This window comes from Marinifilum sp. N1E240 (assembly GCF_009295825.1).
In the GTDB taxonomy this organism is placed as follows: Bacteria; Bacteroidota; Bacteroidia; order Bacteroidales; family Marinifilaceae; genus Marinifilum_A; species Marinifilum_A sediminis.
Window position 1 is genome coordinate 556,116 of the sequence record NZ_WHKF01000002.1, and the last position, 15,135, is coordinate 571,250.

15 protein-coding genes are annotated in these 15,135 nt (G+C 34.8%); 8 read left to right on the plus strand and 7 right to left on the minus strand.

Annotated elements, in window-relative coordinates; translation table 11 throughout:
• Window position 1: 1 nt before the first annotated feature.
• The 3 genes from GCQ56_RS07280 to GCQ56_RS07290 are packed head-to-tail and all read right to left on the minus strand — an operon-like array spanning window position 2 to window position 2,531.
• Window positions 2-409 carry a hypothetical protein gene (locus GCQ56_RS07280; RefSeq protein ID WP_152733755.1) on the minus strand — a complete coding sequence of 136 codons (408 nt, stop codon included), beginning with the start codon at window positions 407-409 and terminating at the stop codon, window positions 2-4.
• Between the two features lie 6 nt (window positions 410-415).
• Window positions 416-1,555: a DUF3179 domain-containing (seleno)protein gene (locus tag GCQ56_RS07285; RefSeq protein ID WP_152733756.1), complete on the minus strand. Its 1,140-nt coding sequence runs from the start codon at window positions 1,553-1,555 to the stop codon at window positions 416-418.
• A gap of 4 nt (window positions 1,556-1,559) precedes the next feature.
• Window positions 1,560-2,531 carry a transporter gene (locus GCQ56_RS07290; protein WP_152733757.1) on the minus strand — a complete coding sequence of 324 codons (972 nt, stop codon included), beginning with the start codon at window positions 2,529-2,531 and terminating at the stop codon, window positions 1,560-1,562.
• 178 nt (window positions 2,532-2,709) lie between these two features.
• On the opposite strand from GCQ56_RS07290, the gene GCQ56_RS07295 reads away from it, so the two are divergent.
• The 3 genes from GCQ56_RS07295 (at window position 2,710) to GCQ56_RS07305 (ending at window position 5,358) form a co-directional block, all read left to right on the plus strand.
• Complete coding sequence (locus GCQ56_RS07295; RefSeq protein WP_152733758.1) at window positions 2,710-3,201, plus strand: superoxide dismutase [Ni]; 492 nt, start codon at window positions 2,710-2,712, stop codon at window positions 3,199-3,201.
• A gap of 100 nt (window positions 3,202-3,301) precedes the next feature.
• Entirely contained in the window at window positions 3,302-3,970 is a 669-nt protein-coding gene (locus GCQ56_RS07300; RefSeq protein WP_152733759.1) for a Crp/Fnr family transcriptional regulator, read from the plus strand.
• A 98-nt stretch (window positions 3,971-4,068) separates the two neighbouring features.
• Window positions 4,069-5,358 carry a spondin domain-containing protein gene (locus tag GCQ56_RS07305; RefSeq protein WP_152733760.1) on the plus strand — a complete coding sequence of 430 codons (1,290 nt, stop codon included), beginning with the start codon at window positions 4,069-4,071 and terminating at the stop codon, window positions 5,356-5,358.
• Between the two features lie 29 nt (window positions 5,359-5,387).
• Here the strand turns inward: GCQ56_RS07305 and GCQ56_RS07310 are convergent, their stop codons facing one another.
• A complete protein-coding gene (locus GCQ56_RS07310; protein WP_152733761.1) occupies window positions 5,388-6,620 on the minus strand; it encodes a hypothetical protein in 1,233 nt (410 codons plus the stop codon).
• Between the two features lie 77 nt (window positions 6,621-6,697).
• Here GCQ56_RS07310 and sfsA point away from each other — a divergent pair, with 77 nt between their 5' ends.
• Together sfsA and GCQ56_RS07320 are read left to right on the plus strand one after the other, a co-directional pair.
• Window positions 6,698-7,396, plus strand: a complete 699-nt coding sequence (gene sfsA / locus GCQ56_RS07315) for a DNA/RNA nuclease SfsA (RefSeq protein ID WP_152733762.1) — start codon at window positions 6,698-6,700, stop codon at window positions 7,394-7,396.
• A gap of 102 nt (window positions 7,397-7,498) precedes the next feature.
• On the plus strand, window positions 7,499-8,032 hold the full coding sequence (locus tag GCQ56_RS07320) for a YkgJ family cysteine cluster protein (RefSeq protein ID WP_152733763.1): 534 nt from the start codon (window positions 7,499-7,501) through the stop codon (window positions 8,030-8,032).
• A gap of 36 nt (window positions 8,033-8,068) precedes the next feature.
• On the opposite strand, the gene GCQ56_RS07325 is transcribed toward GCQ56_RS07320, so the two are convergent.
• The 3 genes from GCQ56_RS07325 to GCQ56_RS07335 form a co-directional block, all read right to left on the minus strand.
• On the minus strand, window positions 8,069-8,719 hold the full coding sequence (locus GCQ56_RS07325; RefSeq protein ID WP_152733764.1) for a hypothetical protein: 651 nt from the start codon (window positions 8,717-8,719) through the stop codon (window positions 8,069-8,071).
• Window positions 8,703-9,188 (minus strand): RNA polymerase sigma factor, encoded by a 486-nt coding sequence (locus GCQ56_RS07330; RefSeq protein ID WP_299993186.1) that lies wholly within the window; start codon window positions 9,186-9,188, stop codon window positions 8,703-8,705. Before GCQ56_RS07330 ends, GCQ56_RS07325 begins: the two co-directional genes overlap by 17 nt.
• Window positions 9,189-9,365: 177 nt before the next feature.
• Window positions 9,366-10,676 (minus strand): MFS transporter, encoded by a 1,311-nt coding sequence (locus GCQ56_RS07335; protein WP_152733765.1) that lies wholly within the window; start codon window positions 10,674-10,676, stop codon window positions 9,366-9,368.
• A 195-nt stretch (window positions 10,677-10,871) separates the two neighbouring features.
• Here GCQ56_RS07335 and GCQ56_RS07340 point away from each other — a divergent pair, with 195 nt between their 5' ends.
• From GCQ56_RS07340 to gshAB, 3 genes are all read left to right on the plus strand, one after another.
• On the plus strand, window positions 10,872-11,270 hold the full coding sequence (locus GCQ56_RS07340) for a DoxX family protein (RefSeq protein ID WP_152733766.1): 399 nt from the start codon (window positions 10,872-10,874) through the stop codon (window positions 11,268-11,270).
• Window positions 11,271-11,419: 149 nt separating this feature from the next.
• On the plus strand, window positions 11,420-12,772 hold the full coding sequence (locus GCQ56_RS07345) for an MATE family efflux transporter (RefSeq protein ID WP_152733767.1): 1,353 nt from the start codon (window positions 11,420-11,422) through the stop codon (window positions 12,770-12,772).
• Window positions 12,773-12,777: 5 nt separating this feature from the next.
• The gene (gene gshAB / locus GCQ56_RS07350) at window positions 12,778-15,090 is read left to right on the plus strand and encodes a bifunctional glutamate--cysteine ligase GshA/glutathione synthetase GshB (protein WP_152733768.1); all 2,313 of its coding nucleotides are present in this window, start codon (window positions 12,778-12,780) and stop codon (window positions 15,088-15,090) included.
• Window positions 15,091-15,135 lie beyond the last annotated feature (45 nt).

Below are 15,135 nucleotides of genomic sequence, written 5' to 3' on the forward strand. Positions count from 1 at the left end.
TTTAGAATTGTCGGATTATTAGATTGTTTTTTTGATGATATATTATGCCAAAAATTAATCCCCAAATAAGATAACAAGCAAAATAATAGGCGGTTCCATTTACTTTTCCGTTTAAAATTATCCCTGAGATAAGAGGTAATAATCCAAAGACAAATCCGGCAATCATTCCTTTTATACCATTAATGCGGGTAACATTAAGACCAATCAAAATGGCTGTGGCAAATGAAGCTAGAAAAAGGCAAGTCCAGTCCACCATTAACACATTTTGACGCATACTTGTCCAAGGAATTGCCAGTTCTTCCGATAAATGGTTTGTAAAAACAAAACCATACAAAAGGAAAGTTAATAATCCACTTGCCACAGCTCCGCCTATTATCAGGCGCTTCCAATTTCTTGTTTTGTTAAGCATACTTTATTAGTTAAAAGAAGAAAAACGATAGGCTTTAGCTTTTCCATCCACAATTACTCCTAAAACTCTTTCTTTAGGATGTAACCTGGTATCAATAAAATTCACTGGAAAATTAATAGTTGAATTGCTTGGGTAGGTTCCATATGGGTTTCTACTGTAATCCCTACTGTATCCAGTGTTAGTATTCATCAGTTGATGATCTTTCGAAATTTCAATCCAGGTTTCGTAATTTGTTTCCAGAACAAAATAGTTTTCAGAATTAGTACCCGTTAGCTCACCTTGTACACTCTTTAACAACATTTGCGACCAAATGGAATTGGTTTTCCGATCGTATGGCATGACATTATTATTGTATAGCAATCCGGAAACACCGAATGTTGTAACCGTATTGTCTATTTTTCGATTCCAGACTGTGGCAGTTCCAGTTAAGGGACAAAAAATGATAGAATAGTAATAATCAGAGATCTTATCATTAATGATTTCATGCCAGTTTAATATGTTATGTGGATAAAGTTTACTCGTTCCATTGTACTTAATTCCCACCACGACACTTGAGATGTTCGGAAGAATATCTGTTGGTGTATCATCTTTGTTTACATGATATTCAGGCTCTTCAATTGCAGGTATTGCATCTCTTAAGGCTCCAACAAATACGTTATCTTTTGGAACTAGCCAGCCATCTGTTCCTGATACAGATTCTCCAAAATTTTGTAATGGTAAGGTGTTGTTAAATATCACAAGACCAGGATAAAAGGCAGCCCAAGAAAACCAATAACCCATTATACCAGTCATTGGTGTTAATTTTTTTCCTAAATTCGGACCATCAATGGCTTCACCAAAGATATTGTATCTACTACCTTCATTATCACTCATGATGATCGGCAATGCACCGTTAATGGCTTCAAATGATAAGGAAACATTATCCAAAATAGAATTGTAGGCTACCATAAAATTCCAACCTTCAGATCCAATAACAACATAGTTTTTTCCTTCAAAACTATCTTCAATAAGCTTGATGTTATAATTTGTGTTTGGAGTAGGATCAGTGTCAGGAGGTGAATCTGGTGCTATATCATTATCAGAACTGGAACATGATATTGCCATTGTTATTAAAAGTAAATAAATTATATTGAGTGTTGATTTCATGATATTATTTTTTAGATAAAAAATTGAGTGTATAGTTTATGCCAAATTTACCACGATAGCTCGTTACCAGTTGAGTTCCTACTACATCGGTGTAAATAGGGATTTCAAGATTAGAGTGAATGTTTAAATTCGGTGTTATTTGAATATCCAGACTTGGAACCAAATACATTAAAGATCCTCCAGTGTTTGGAAATATGGCATCATTATTTTCGTCTTCCTGTGTGTGTCTGTATTTGAAGAATACAGCAGGATTCACAACTTTTTTAGCTAACACAAAGCTATCGGTAAAACCTAAATTGAGGATCAATTCGTTCCCAAATCGGTATTTCTGTCCGCCACCATATCTACCAACTTCGAAACTATACCGATAACTTACTTGCGCGTTTGCACGAAGCGTAGGTTTAATGATTCCAAGTTTTGAATATGATATCGCACCAATGATGTCATAGGAACCGCTTCCCGGTTGCAGATCAGGAGGCAATAAAATTTCAAACTGCTTATCTCTTTTGTAAACACTTCCGGTTGGGAATTTTGGTCCAATGGCAGCTATGAATTGATCTTGCTTGTTTTGTATTAATGTGTATTGTCCTAATATTACAATATCACCAATGCCGTTGGAAGATTGAGATGTATTTCCCGCCGCTGAATATACGGTCTGATCTTGCCATACATAAGGAAGAATAGTAGTGATTGTCCATTTTTTATTTAAAGCATAAGTGAATCTGAGAATGCTACTTTTTGTTATTCTTTTCCTATTGGAATCATCTAACCTATGTGTCCCTGAATATAGCTGATCCATTTTATTAATATCATAAGACAAATCAATTACGAAGCTCTTTTCAGGATAAGTTTTTATCCCTAAACTACTTGATAATGGAATACCACCAGTACAACAAGCTTGTGAAAATGTATTATTGCTAGGCAATTGAAAGGCGCAAGCAAGTATTGTAAAGAAGATTAGTCTCATTTTATTCATATGTATTGAGTTGTTTTATACAACTGAAATTACAATACATTTAAGGAATGAATTGTCGGAATTTGGACAGAAAAACGATTTACAAGGATATTATAATGCTAAGCAGCCTTTGTATTTAAAATTAATTAGATTAATTTTAAATAAGAATTAATGAAATAAAATTAAAGTATTAGTTGTTATGAAAAAAATAGTTAAGAATATAGGTTTATCATTAGCTTTTATGCTATTTGCATTTATTAGTAATGTAGAAAAAACGTATGCTCATTGTGAAATTCCATGTGGTATATATGCTGACTCGGTTCGGGTAGCTCTAATGAGTGAACACATTACTACAATTGAAAAGAGTATGAAGCAAATTGTAGAATTATCATCAGAAGGTAAAGTGAATTATAATCAATTGGTGCGATGGGTAAGTAACAAAGAAGAGCATGCTAAGAAAATTCAGGAAATTGCTACACAGTATTTTATGTTTCAGCGAGTAAAATTAACTGATGATGTTGAAAAAATGAAGAAGAATCAAAAAATGCTTGCTGTTCTTCATGAGATTTGTGTATATGCCATGAAGGCAAAGCAAACTACAGATTTAAAATATATTAAAAAACTAAATGATGCTGTTCATGCATTTACGCATTTGTATTTCGGACCATCGAAGCATCATCACCATCATTAAGACTATTTTTTATAAAAGGAAACCCTTTCGATTTCGGAGGGGTTTTTCGGTTCTATAATTCGTTTAGAATTACTAAATTCATAATCAAAACAATAAATTAATGAGCGATTCTATTTGGTGTTTCGAAAATGTAAATCTCTTTCAGATTCTTTGTCCTCATAGATTGAAGAAATACAATAACGACCATTTTGAAGGATTTAAGAAAGGTGATTTTATTTATTTCCCTCATGATCCATCTAAATCGATTTTTATGGTGAGTAAGGGTAAAGTAAAGATTATTACTTACAATCAGGATGGTGAGGAGGTTGTTAAAGCCATTTTGGGTAAAGGAGAAATATTTGGTGAAAAGGCAGTATTGGGTGAAGAGAAACGAGGTGATTATGCTATGGCTTGCACCGAACCAACTGAGCTTTGTCCTATGAAATTGCCTGATATGTATGAGTTGATGCGAGACAATGAGAAGTTTGGATTGTCTATTTACAAACTGATTGGATTTCGAATTAGAAAAATGGAAAGACGTTTGGAGGCCTTACTTTTTAAAGATGTGAAAACTCGTTTGTGTGATTTCCTAAAAGATATGGCAGAAGAGAATGGAATTCAAAACAACAATCAAATTATCATCCGTCATTTTTATACTCAAAAGGATTTTGCAGATTTAATAGGAACAAAGCGTGAAACTGTTACTCGTCTGTTTAATGAATTAAAACAGGAGGGGGTGATTGACTATTCAAGAAAAGAAATTCGTGTTTTTGCCAAAGAACAACTCTGATTTTTAATAAAAGTGATCCTTTTGTGATCTGGCTTACATTTTTTGGAATATAAGGAAGGTACTTTTGAATTAAAGTATTAAACCAAAAAATGTTAGACATGAAAAATTTACTATTATTTGCCGCAGCAAGCTTGTTTGCCTTTACCGCTTGCGATGATGATGACGATATCGTAACAAATCCAATTGCATCAGGAACCTTTACTGTAACTGTTGAGAATATTCAACAGGGAAAATCTTTCTTTAATTCGGGAACAACGGATGCCGCCGGACCAGGAGGTTCATATTCCTACACATTTAATGCAGGTAAAGGTACTTACCTTTCATTTGCAAGCATGTTTGTTCAATCGAACGATTTATTTTATGGATTTGGCGATACAGGACTTGCATTATATGATGACAATGGCGATGCTGTAACGGGAGATGTTACAAGTGAAGTAATGCTTTGGGATGCAGGAACGGAAGTTAATCAGGAACCTGGAGTAGGTACTGATCAGGCGCCAAGACAATCTGGTGCAAATACAGGTGCTGAAGAAAATGGAAGCGTAAAATTAATCGCAGATGTTAACGATGGTTACAACTATCCGGCTACTGCTGAAGTAATAAAAATCGAATTAAGTCATGATGGAGGAACTGAATTTACGGTAACTGTAACTAATGTATCTGATGGATTTGCTTTTCAAACACCAATAGCTCCTGGAGTTTGGGTTGTTCATAACTCAGGAATGCCAATTTTTACGGAAAATGAGGCATCAATGAATGGATTGGAAGGTTTAGCCGAGGATGGAGCAAATGCCGACCTAGGAATGTATTTGTCTGATAATAGTGGCTATGTATCACCTTTTGCTCCTGGAGTATTTGTTGTGAACACAGGAGGTCTTCCATTGTTCGAAGACGGTGTCCCTCATTTAGGAAATGGTTTGGAAGCATTGGCTGAGGATGGAAGTCCTGGAGATTTAAATGCATCATTCGATGGATTAGCGGGAATTACTGCAAATGGTGTATTTTCTGTACCAGTAGGAGGTAGTGGTGGAGCACCAATTTTCCCTGGAGATTCTTACGAATTTACTTTTGAAGCAAGTGAATTGGATTATTTCAATTTGGCAACGATGTTGGTTCAGACTAATGATTTATTTGTTGCGTTCGAAGACAAAGGCATTTATTTATTCGAAAATGGAATTCCAGTTACTGGCGATGTAACATCAAAGTTAATGCTTTGGGATGCAGGAACTGAGGTAAATGAATATCCGGGAGCGGGAAACAATCAGCCGCCAAGACAAGCAGGTGCAAACACCGGAACAGAAGAAACAAATTCGGTTATGGAGGTAAATGATTCATTTACATATCCAGCTATAAAAGACTTAATTAGAGTTACCATAAGTGCTAACTAGGTTTGATTCCAAGAGGAAGTTTGACAGGTTCAGGCTTCCTCTTTTTTGTTTAGTAAAAGATACAAACCAAATTTCTTGTTCTGATATGGACTTACTAGTGGCAAATAACCGCTATACCACTTCCCATCCTTCATTTCAAAAGGATATTCATTTTTCATTTTATTGTGAAAATCATCGAAAGATTCTTTGGGTTTAAAATTGATTTTAAAAGCACCACATGAATCCTGATGAATGTATTTATCGAGACAAATGGCTAAGGTTCCCATATTATAACGCAGATTGATCTCCACACATGGATGAATTTTATTTTCACCATTTTCATCTTCAATAATCATACAATCAACACCCAAATATCCACAGTAATTGTTTGCAATTGCCGATTTGGCAATCGCTTTAAACATTCCATCTGACAGTTCTTTTAAAGTTCCCTCTGATAGGTGATTTTTCAGTTCTTGTGGCATTCCTCCAAGTAGATTTCCATCATACTGACCATTAGAGTTGGTTTGGAAAAAACCAGGTCCCAGATATTCCAATTTTCCTTTTCCATCGCAATAATATTGAAGAGAGAAATCGAAATTTTTGTGTAGCAAAGCCTCAACCATAACATATCCTTGAGCCTCAAGCGTACCATTTATCCATTGTGTGATGGATTCGTTCAAATAAGAATATCTTAAAACTTGTAAACCTCTTCCTGATGAACTCCACGGAGCTTTAATAATAATTTGTCCCCATTCCGCTATCAAAGCTTCAATTTCTTCAACCGAGCGGCAAATGCGAGCCTTTTTTTGCTCATCGAAATAGCCTTTTTTGTGCTCCTTAAAGAAATCGTTCAACACATGTAAAGCTGTTTGTCGGCTATACAATTCCTTGTGAGTCTCCTTCCAGTAAGCATTAGGTTGATTTAAAAAATCCTCACTGCAAAATGGTTTAAGATCTTTATAAATATGATGTATTCTTGGGCTCCATCCCCAGGGATGAAATTCTATTTTAGATGATAAGACAGAAATTGGATCACTAAGTATGTTGCTAGTTTTAATGATGTTTGGAAGTTTAAATCCTGCCTCAGATATCAAATCCAAAAACTTTTGATCGGGCAACTGATGAACCAGCATCACATCATTTTCGGTGGCAAAATACATGGGTAGTAAATCCAAATCCTGTTCGAATTTGGTTAATGTTTTATTAGGCATGTAGCTTACCGTACCATTCGATATGGCTATTTCGCAGGTTGGATTATAAACAAATACTTTTGATACACTCATTATTCAATCTTATTATGATGCAGCAAAAGTAGAAGAAATCTATCTATATTTGATTTTCTTTTCATAAAAATACCAGTATGATTTTTCCAAAACCTCTTGTTCATGGTCGATTGATAAAAAGATACAAACGCTTTTTAGCGGATGTAGAATTAGATAATGGGGATGTGGTTGTGGCACATACGGCTAATTCAGGAAGTATGAAATCCTGTTTGGAAGAAGGTGCAGAGGTGTATCTAATACATGTTGATGATCCCAAACGAAAGACCAAGTATACCTGGGAAATGATTCAAATTAACAATGCCTGGGTAGGGATTAATACTGCTGTGCCCAATGTTTTGGTATACGAAGCTGTAAAGAATCAGGAAATTGAAGCACTGACAGGTTTTACTCATGTAAAACGTGAGGTTAAGTTTGAAGATAGCCGTTTTGATGTGTTTGCTTCGAATGAGAAGGAAGAGTGTTTTATTGAGGTGAAAAATGTAAGCCTTAAAGATAAGCAATATGCACGTTTTCCCGATGCCGTTACCACACGAGGGAAAAAACATTTGGAAACCTTAATGCGAGTGAAAGAGCAAGGCATGCGCGCAGTAATGGTTTACGTTATTCAGCGCAGCGATGTAGAAATATTTACTCCTGCTTTTGATATCGATCCTGATTATGCAGCAACTCTAAAAAAAGCTTATGAAAGTGGAGTTGAGGTGTATCCGATAAGAGCAATTGTAAGTCCCGAAAAAATTGAATTGGGAGAAATATTGCCATTTAATTTAACAAGATAATTCATGTTCACTATCTATGATTGAAGAATAGTATGAGATATTAAATGATATAATTCGAATCTCATCGAAAAAAACTATTTTTGCCCTACTAAAATTAGAGAGATGAACGAAAAGGCAAGAGAAGAGTTGGCAAAGTATCGCCAGTTGAGAGATGAGGTGAGTGAAGTAAGTGAAAAATTAGCAGCTTTGCATAAAGAAGAAATGGCATGTAAAAAAGGTTGTTCTGAATGTTGTATGCATTTTTCGGTGTTGCCAGTCGAGTACTTTAGCATATTAGATGAGTTGAAACAAAATCCACTAAAGAAATATCGAGAATTGGATGAGGAGGCAGATGATTGTAATTTCTTAATTAATGATTTGTGTCAAATCTATCAATCTCGTCCTTTTATTTGCAGAACTCATGGTTTACCTCTCTTGTTTATGAATCAGGAAGGTGATGGATGGGAGTTGTCAACTTGTCCTTTAAATTTTACCGATTTCGAAGAGTTTCATAGTGAAAATACTTATCCGCAGGATACTTACAATAGCAAGTTGTTCTTAATTAATCAGGAATTTGTGAAGAATTATGAAGCTGAAAAATTCGGAGATTTTGATATGATCTCAATAAACAGATTGGTGAAGGATCTTAAGAAATAACAAATACTCCTCATTATGAGGAGTATTGAATTTTAATTATTTTCGAAGTTCTTCCATATCAGCTATTGTTTCCTCTAGCTTTCTAAATATATGACCATAAATTAACTTGATATCTAGTTTGTATAATTTTCCACTAAATACAGTAATTAAAATAAGAAATACTGTTATAGGAATCATATACAAAATAGGTATACCATAAACTAAATAAGTGTTTGGATCACTCATGATTTCATCAATCATTCGTTCCTTCATAAATGGATCCATATCTGCATAAAACATACCTAAAATAACAGCTAAAAAGAGGATTGGATATATGAATTTAAAAATTTTCATGTACTGAGACATCGCTTTTTTTAGCCAGTTATCAAATGCTATCAAATACTCATAACTGCTAAGACTGCTATCCAACTCTTCTAGTTTGTCAGTTTGTTTTTTTCCTATCCAAACTACAAGCATAAGAGAACAAAAGAAACAGCTTCCAATAATTGGTATTCTCAGAAATATAGAGAGCAGTAGCATAAATGAAGCACCAATAACAATTCCGTATAAATTCTTTTTGCCCATTTTTTTAAACTGGTCTACCAAATGTTTCGATTTTTGATTGTATAAATTGTTAAGTTTTGGTACAACCATTGCTTCATTGTTTAAAAAACCTTCGTTCCATATAGATTCAATTGACTTTTCCATGTAGTATCTTTTTTAATCGTTCCTTAATTCTTTTAATTCTCACACCAATATTGTTCGAACTTGTACCAATAATGTCTGCTATTTCGTTATATGATTTCTCTTCCAGATAAAGCAAAATTACCCCTCGGTCGACCTCGGATAATTGCCTTATGGCATCATATAATTGATTCAAAGATTCATCTGCAAAAGCATGACTATATTCGCTTGCCTCGTCAGGCATATAGTCGGATGCAACATGTTGATGATTCTTTTTCTTAAGAAGCGTTAAACAAACATTAAGAGTTAATCGATAGATCCATGTAGACCATTCTGATTGTTCCTTAAAATTCTTATGGCTTCTCCAAATCTGCAAACAGACTTCTTGATAATAATCTTCGAAATCTTCCTGTGTGTTTGTATATGCCCTGCAAATCTTAATTATGATAGCGGCATATGGTAAAATTGATGATGTATAAAAATCGTTACTCACTATAGTTTTTTCTTAGTTAGTGGTAGAATTGATAGATTATTACACTCAATGGAATATTTTTTTTATCAAGTATGGAATCTTGATTCAAGATAAGTATTGTTGTGGAGATATATTTGGTTTATTTACTGCAAATTAGGGTTGTTGGAAAATTGTTTGAAGAATGGAAGATTTTACTACCTATTGTAACTGTGGATTTTTAGCCTTTCCCGAGAACAGTAATATTATAACAACTACTAGAACCCCCGCATATCCAGCTAAACTGTAACTGCCAGTTAAAGTAAAAATACGACTAAAGAATAGTGGAGCTATGGCACTTGAAAATACAATAAGCGACATGGATAATCCGCTAATGGCACCCAAATGTTGTCTTCCATAAAAACGTGGCCAGGTAATAGCCGCCAAAACAGAGAATAAACCTCCCATTACTCCATTTCCTAAAATAAGTATATAGTAACCAATTTGATATTGAAGTATTGCTACACCCAGTGCAGACAAAAGACATCCGATGAGGTAGGCAATTAGTAATTTTTGTAATCTTGCATAGTCACTAATTATGTTTCCTACAATGGCAGTGATAATGGAAATAATAGAAGCAGGAATAAATACACCAAGTGCTTTTTGCTCAGAAAATCCACACGATTCGAATATGGAGATTACATTGAATGTGAATCCGGTTATAAAAAAGGCACTAAAACTTAAACCTAATGCGAATACCCAAAATACCCATGTACTTCTTGCTTCTTGCAAAGTGTACTGTTTTTTCCTTTGAAAATCGGCATTGCCTTTTAGTTTAGGTTCTAGTTTTTCACCATCAGGTATTAAGCCACATTCTTCCGGATTATCACGAAAGAAAACAAAAGCAAATGCCACAAAAAACAGCGTGAGTAGTGCTAGAATTTGATAGGCAGTATTCCAATTGTAATCTGTGATAAGCATAGCAATAAACAAAGGAGAAACGGCAAATCCGAAAGATTGGAAAGCACTTGAAATGCTATTGGCAAAACCTCTTCGTTGATCGAACCATTTCATGATTAGATTTCGAGAGGCCAAAGTTAAAACCCCTTGACCTGAAAAACGCAATACAAAAAACAAAAGGGAAACAACAATAAATGCTATTGTAGAATATCCTAAATGAAAAATGTTAGATAAACTTAAAGTGATATTATTTGAGACAGAGAAGAGCATTAATGTGATTGCCAAACCTAATGCGGCAATAATAGCTGTAAAACGCGCTCCAAATTTGTCGTAAATTTTTCCTGCATAGGTAAGAAAAAAAGAGCTGGTAACAGTTCCTATTAAATAAGCCATACTTAGCGCATCTCTGCTTAACTGTAAGGATTCTATTAAGTAATCAGTGAAAACGGAAACGCCCATTGTTTGCCCTGGAATACTGCATAATACACCTAGTGTGCCTGCAATCATACTTACCCATCCGTAAAAGAATGGAAATTTGGCTGGAGCAAAAGGGAAGTTCGGATTTCTTTTCATCAAGGAGTTTCTTACTAATTTGAATTTACGTATGAGTGGTCAAAGTTAGAGGAAAGTGAAAGAATCGGATTCAGAAATTGAGTTTATTTTGAACTATCTTTATTAAAAAGTACATGGATACCCATAATTAGTCCAATGTTATTATCAGTTATTGTATCTAGTTTTGACATATCAATATTTAAAGAAGACAGAAGAATGGAAAATTTAGGAAAATTAATTTTAAGATTATCAGTTGGAGGTTTAATGTTATTTCATGGCGTTGCGAAACTGATACATGGAATTGGTGGAGTTAAATATTTATTGGGACAAGCTGGTTTGCCACAATTTTTATCTTATGGTGTTTATGCAGGTGAAGTTATTGCTCCTTTATTAATGATAATGGGTTTGTATACCCGTGTATCCGGATTACTAATTGCATTTACCATGTTCCTGGCTATTCCTTTGGCTCATCCTGATGGATTGTTTCAAATTACAGAGCATGGAGGATTGGCAATTGAATTGAGCGCCTTGTATTTGTTGGGTGCTATAGCTGTAACATTGTTAGGACCGGGTAAATTCAGATTGGGAAATCAAAGAGGATTTTGGAAAGAGTAAGTTTCGAACTAATAATAACTAAAGGATTCAGAGTTTATCTTTGAATCCTTTTTTTGTGCCTATTTTAAATATTTTACTGAATTAACAAAGCATTAAGAAGCACAACTAAAAATAGATGTTATTTTTGTACTACACATTTTGAGCTTTAAATGATCAATTTCTTTACTCGTTTGTTTAAACGGGAACAACAATATTCAGCCGTAGGAAAAGAACTTTTCAAATTGGCTGTTCCGATAATCGGATCGTACTTACTTCACACTGCTTATAATCTTACCGATATGATTTGGGTAGGAAGTTTGGGTAGTAATGCAGTGGCAGCGGTCGGGTCTGCAGGTTTTTTTCTTCATTTGGGATGGGCAATGGCTTCCATCATTACCGTAGGAACAAATATAAAAATAGCACATGCAGTTGGTGCTAAAGATGAAAAATTAGCAGGACGATTCTCCACCTCAGGATTGTGGGGTATTGCATTTGTATCTGCTATATTCATGGCTATTTTCTGGGGCTTTCCAGAGAAGTTCATTCATTTCTTTCAAATGAAAGACCCTGAGGTGAACGAAATGGCAATTTCTTACCTGGTGATTAGCACTTTTGGTGTTATTATTAGTTATGTCAACCTTTTGTTTATAAGTATATTCAATGCACATAGTAAAACTAAAATATCCTTTAAGGCAAGTTTAATAGGTACAGCAATTAATATCGTTCTCGATCCATTACTTATTTTTGGATTGTCTTTGGGAGTGGAGGGAGCTGCTTATGCCACAATTATAGGTCGTTCTTGTAGTTTGGTATATTTCTTCTTTATCTATAAAAAAACTGCTGGAATTAACTTTAGAGGATTCTTCCCAAGTATGCAAAAACTGAAAACTTTGTTTAAAGTTGGAACTCCTGCGGCTATTCAAAGAATTTCATTTTCAATAATCTATATATTTCTTGCTCGTATTATTGCCGATTGGGGACCCAATGCTATCGCTGTTCAAAAAATTGGTGTACAAATTGAATCGTTTACTTTCATGATTGTAGGTGGTTTTATGCAGGCAGTAACCATTATGGTAGGACAAAGTTATGGTGCAAAAAATTTAACTGAAGTTCCGAATATTTACAGAGCAGGATGGAGAATGTCATTCGCTGTTGGTGCTGTAACAACACTTGTCTTTTTGCTAATACCAGAAACCCTGTTTTCTATTTTCGTTCCTGAACAAGAAAGTATTTTAATGGGTAAAGAATACTTGATGATATTGGCAGTGTCGCAACTGTTTATGTGTTTGGAAATGATTAGTGCTGGTGTATTTAATGGATTGGGAAAAACAAAAATACCGGCGACAGTTAGCGTAATATTTACTTCGTTGCGATTACCTGGAGCTTACTTTTTAGGATTTTATACTTTTTTAAGTTTGAATGGAGTATGGTGGAGTATAACAGGAAGTAGTATCTTAAAGGGTATTGTTCTGTTTTTTCTCTTACGAACTTATTTTAAGAACAACACATTTGGAAAAATCTAAATACGATGGATAAATTAATCAACAATATAGCCGAAACTTTGTCTTGCGAAAGCATACGAGCAAGCATTATTAATGGAAAGTTTGGCATCGAAAAAGAAAATGTACGAGTAGATGGTGAAGGGAAGATGGCTGATACACCACACCCCGGTATTTTAGGTGACAAGTTTCGTCACCCTTATATAACAACAGATTTTTCTGAGAGTCAGGTTGAGATGATTACACCCCCTTTGCATAGTATTGCGGAGGTGCATGGCTTTTTGGAGACTTTGAATGATGTAATTTCTGAGAATTTGCACGATGAATTACTTTGGCCTCAAAGTTTACCCCCTTTACTGCCTGAGGAAGATCAAATTCCGATAGCTCGTTTTGGTGAAGAAGGAGCCCACAAAGAAAAATACAGAGAAGAATTGGCGAATAGGTATGGAAAAGAGAGACAGATGCTTTCGGGTATTCATTTTAACTTTTCTTTATCAGGTAGATTGGAAAGAAAATTAAGAAAAGCCACCAAATGGAATGGTGATTTGGAAAGTTTCAGAGAAGCAGCATACCTTAAAATGGTTCGCAACTTTATGCGTTACCGATGGTTTTTGGTTTGTTTATTTGGCGAAAGTCCGGAAGCGGATCCATCACTAAAATTAAAGTCTTTAAAGACAGGTGAGAAAATGAAAATGGGTTGCAGAAAGGCTGTATCCATTCGTACTAGCTCTGCTGGCTACAGAAACGCGGAAGAGTATTTTGTAGATTTCAATAGTCTGAAAGAGTATAAAGAATCAATGAAATCATTACTTGATTCGGGAAAATTAATAGTTGATGAGGAATTGTATTTGCCAATTCGATTAAAGTTTATTCCAGAGAGTGATGTGTTATCTCATGTTGAGGTTCGCATATTGGATTTAGATCCTTTTGAGAAATCGGGTGTGTCAAAGAATCGCTTGTATTTTATGCATTTGTTCATGCTGTATTGTTTGTTCAAAAGTGAAGAGAATAGATACAATCCAGAGGAGCAAAAGATAGCTGCTAAAAATCACGATTGGGTGGCTTGTAGTGGTATGAAAGAGGATTTATTACTGAAAAATTTTGAAGGAGAAGCCACGAAAATTGATGTAATGCTTTCCTCACTTCTATCTGATATCAAAGAGTTTATTCATACTTCAGGGATTGGCGATAATGAAGCTTACATGGCAGCTTATCATGAAGTGGGTGAAATGGTGCAGAATCCTGAATTGAGAGCTTCATTTAAAGTAAAGCAGAAAATAGAAGAGGAAGGATTCATTAACTTTCATTTGAATCTTGCAAAGAAATACAAGGAAGAGAGCGAAATGAGTGGCTTTCGTTTTCACGGATTTGAAGACCTTGAATTATCATCGCAATTGTTGATGAAAGCCGCTTTACGTCGCGGAGTTGAATTTAGAATACTAGATAGAAGTGAGAACTTTATCAGTCTGCATAGAGGTGACAAGACAGAATATGTGATGCAGGCAACAAGAACATCCTTAGATAACTATTCCAGTGTTTTAATGATGGAGAACAAATTGGTCACTAAAAAGATTTTGGAGAAAGCTGACATTCGTGTTCCGGGAGGATTAGATTATCGTGATGCGAAACAAGCTAGATCTGATTTTGATTTGTTTGAAGGAAAAGGAATTGTTATCAAACCTAAATCAACAAATTTTGGTTTAGGGATTACGATTTTGAAAGAGAATAACGATCAGGAAGTATACAAAAGAGCTGTTGATATTGCCTTTGAGCATGATAATAGCATATTAATAGAAGAATTTGTAGCTGGAAAAGAGTATCGCTTTTTTGTGATTGATGAAAAAGTAACTGGTATTCTGCATCGTGTACCTGCTAATGTAAAAGGAGATGGTGTAAGTACCATTAAAGATTTGGTATCTGAGAAGAACAAAGATTCTCTTCGCGGTCGTGGTTATAGAACTCCATTAGAGAAGATTAGATTGGAAGAAGCTGAGGAGATGTTTTTAAAGGATCAGGATCTAAATTTCGATAGTGTACCTGAGAAAGATCAAATTGTATTCTTACGCGAAAACTCTAATATTAGTACAGGTGGTGATAGTCTTGATTTTACAGATGACATTCATCCATCCTATAAAGAAATTGCATCGAAATCAGCGAAAGCATTAGGTGTAAGAATTACAGGTTTGGATATGATGATTGAAGATCTCTCGAAACCTGCTACCAAAGATAATTATGCAATTATCGAGATGAATTTCAATCCGGCGATTCACATACATTGTTATCCATATCAGGGGAAGAATAGAAGATTGAATGAGAAGATATTGGATGCCTTAGGTTTTTAGATCAGTTCAAAAAATTAACTTTAGACTCATACAGATAATCTTCAG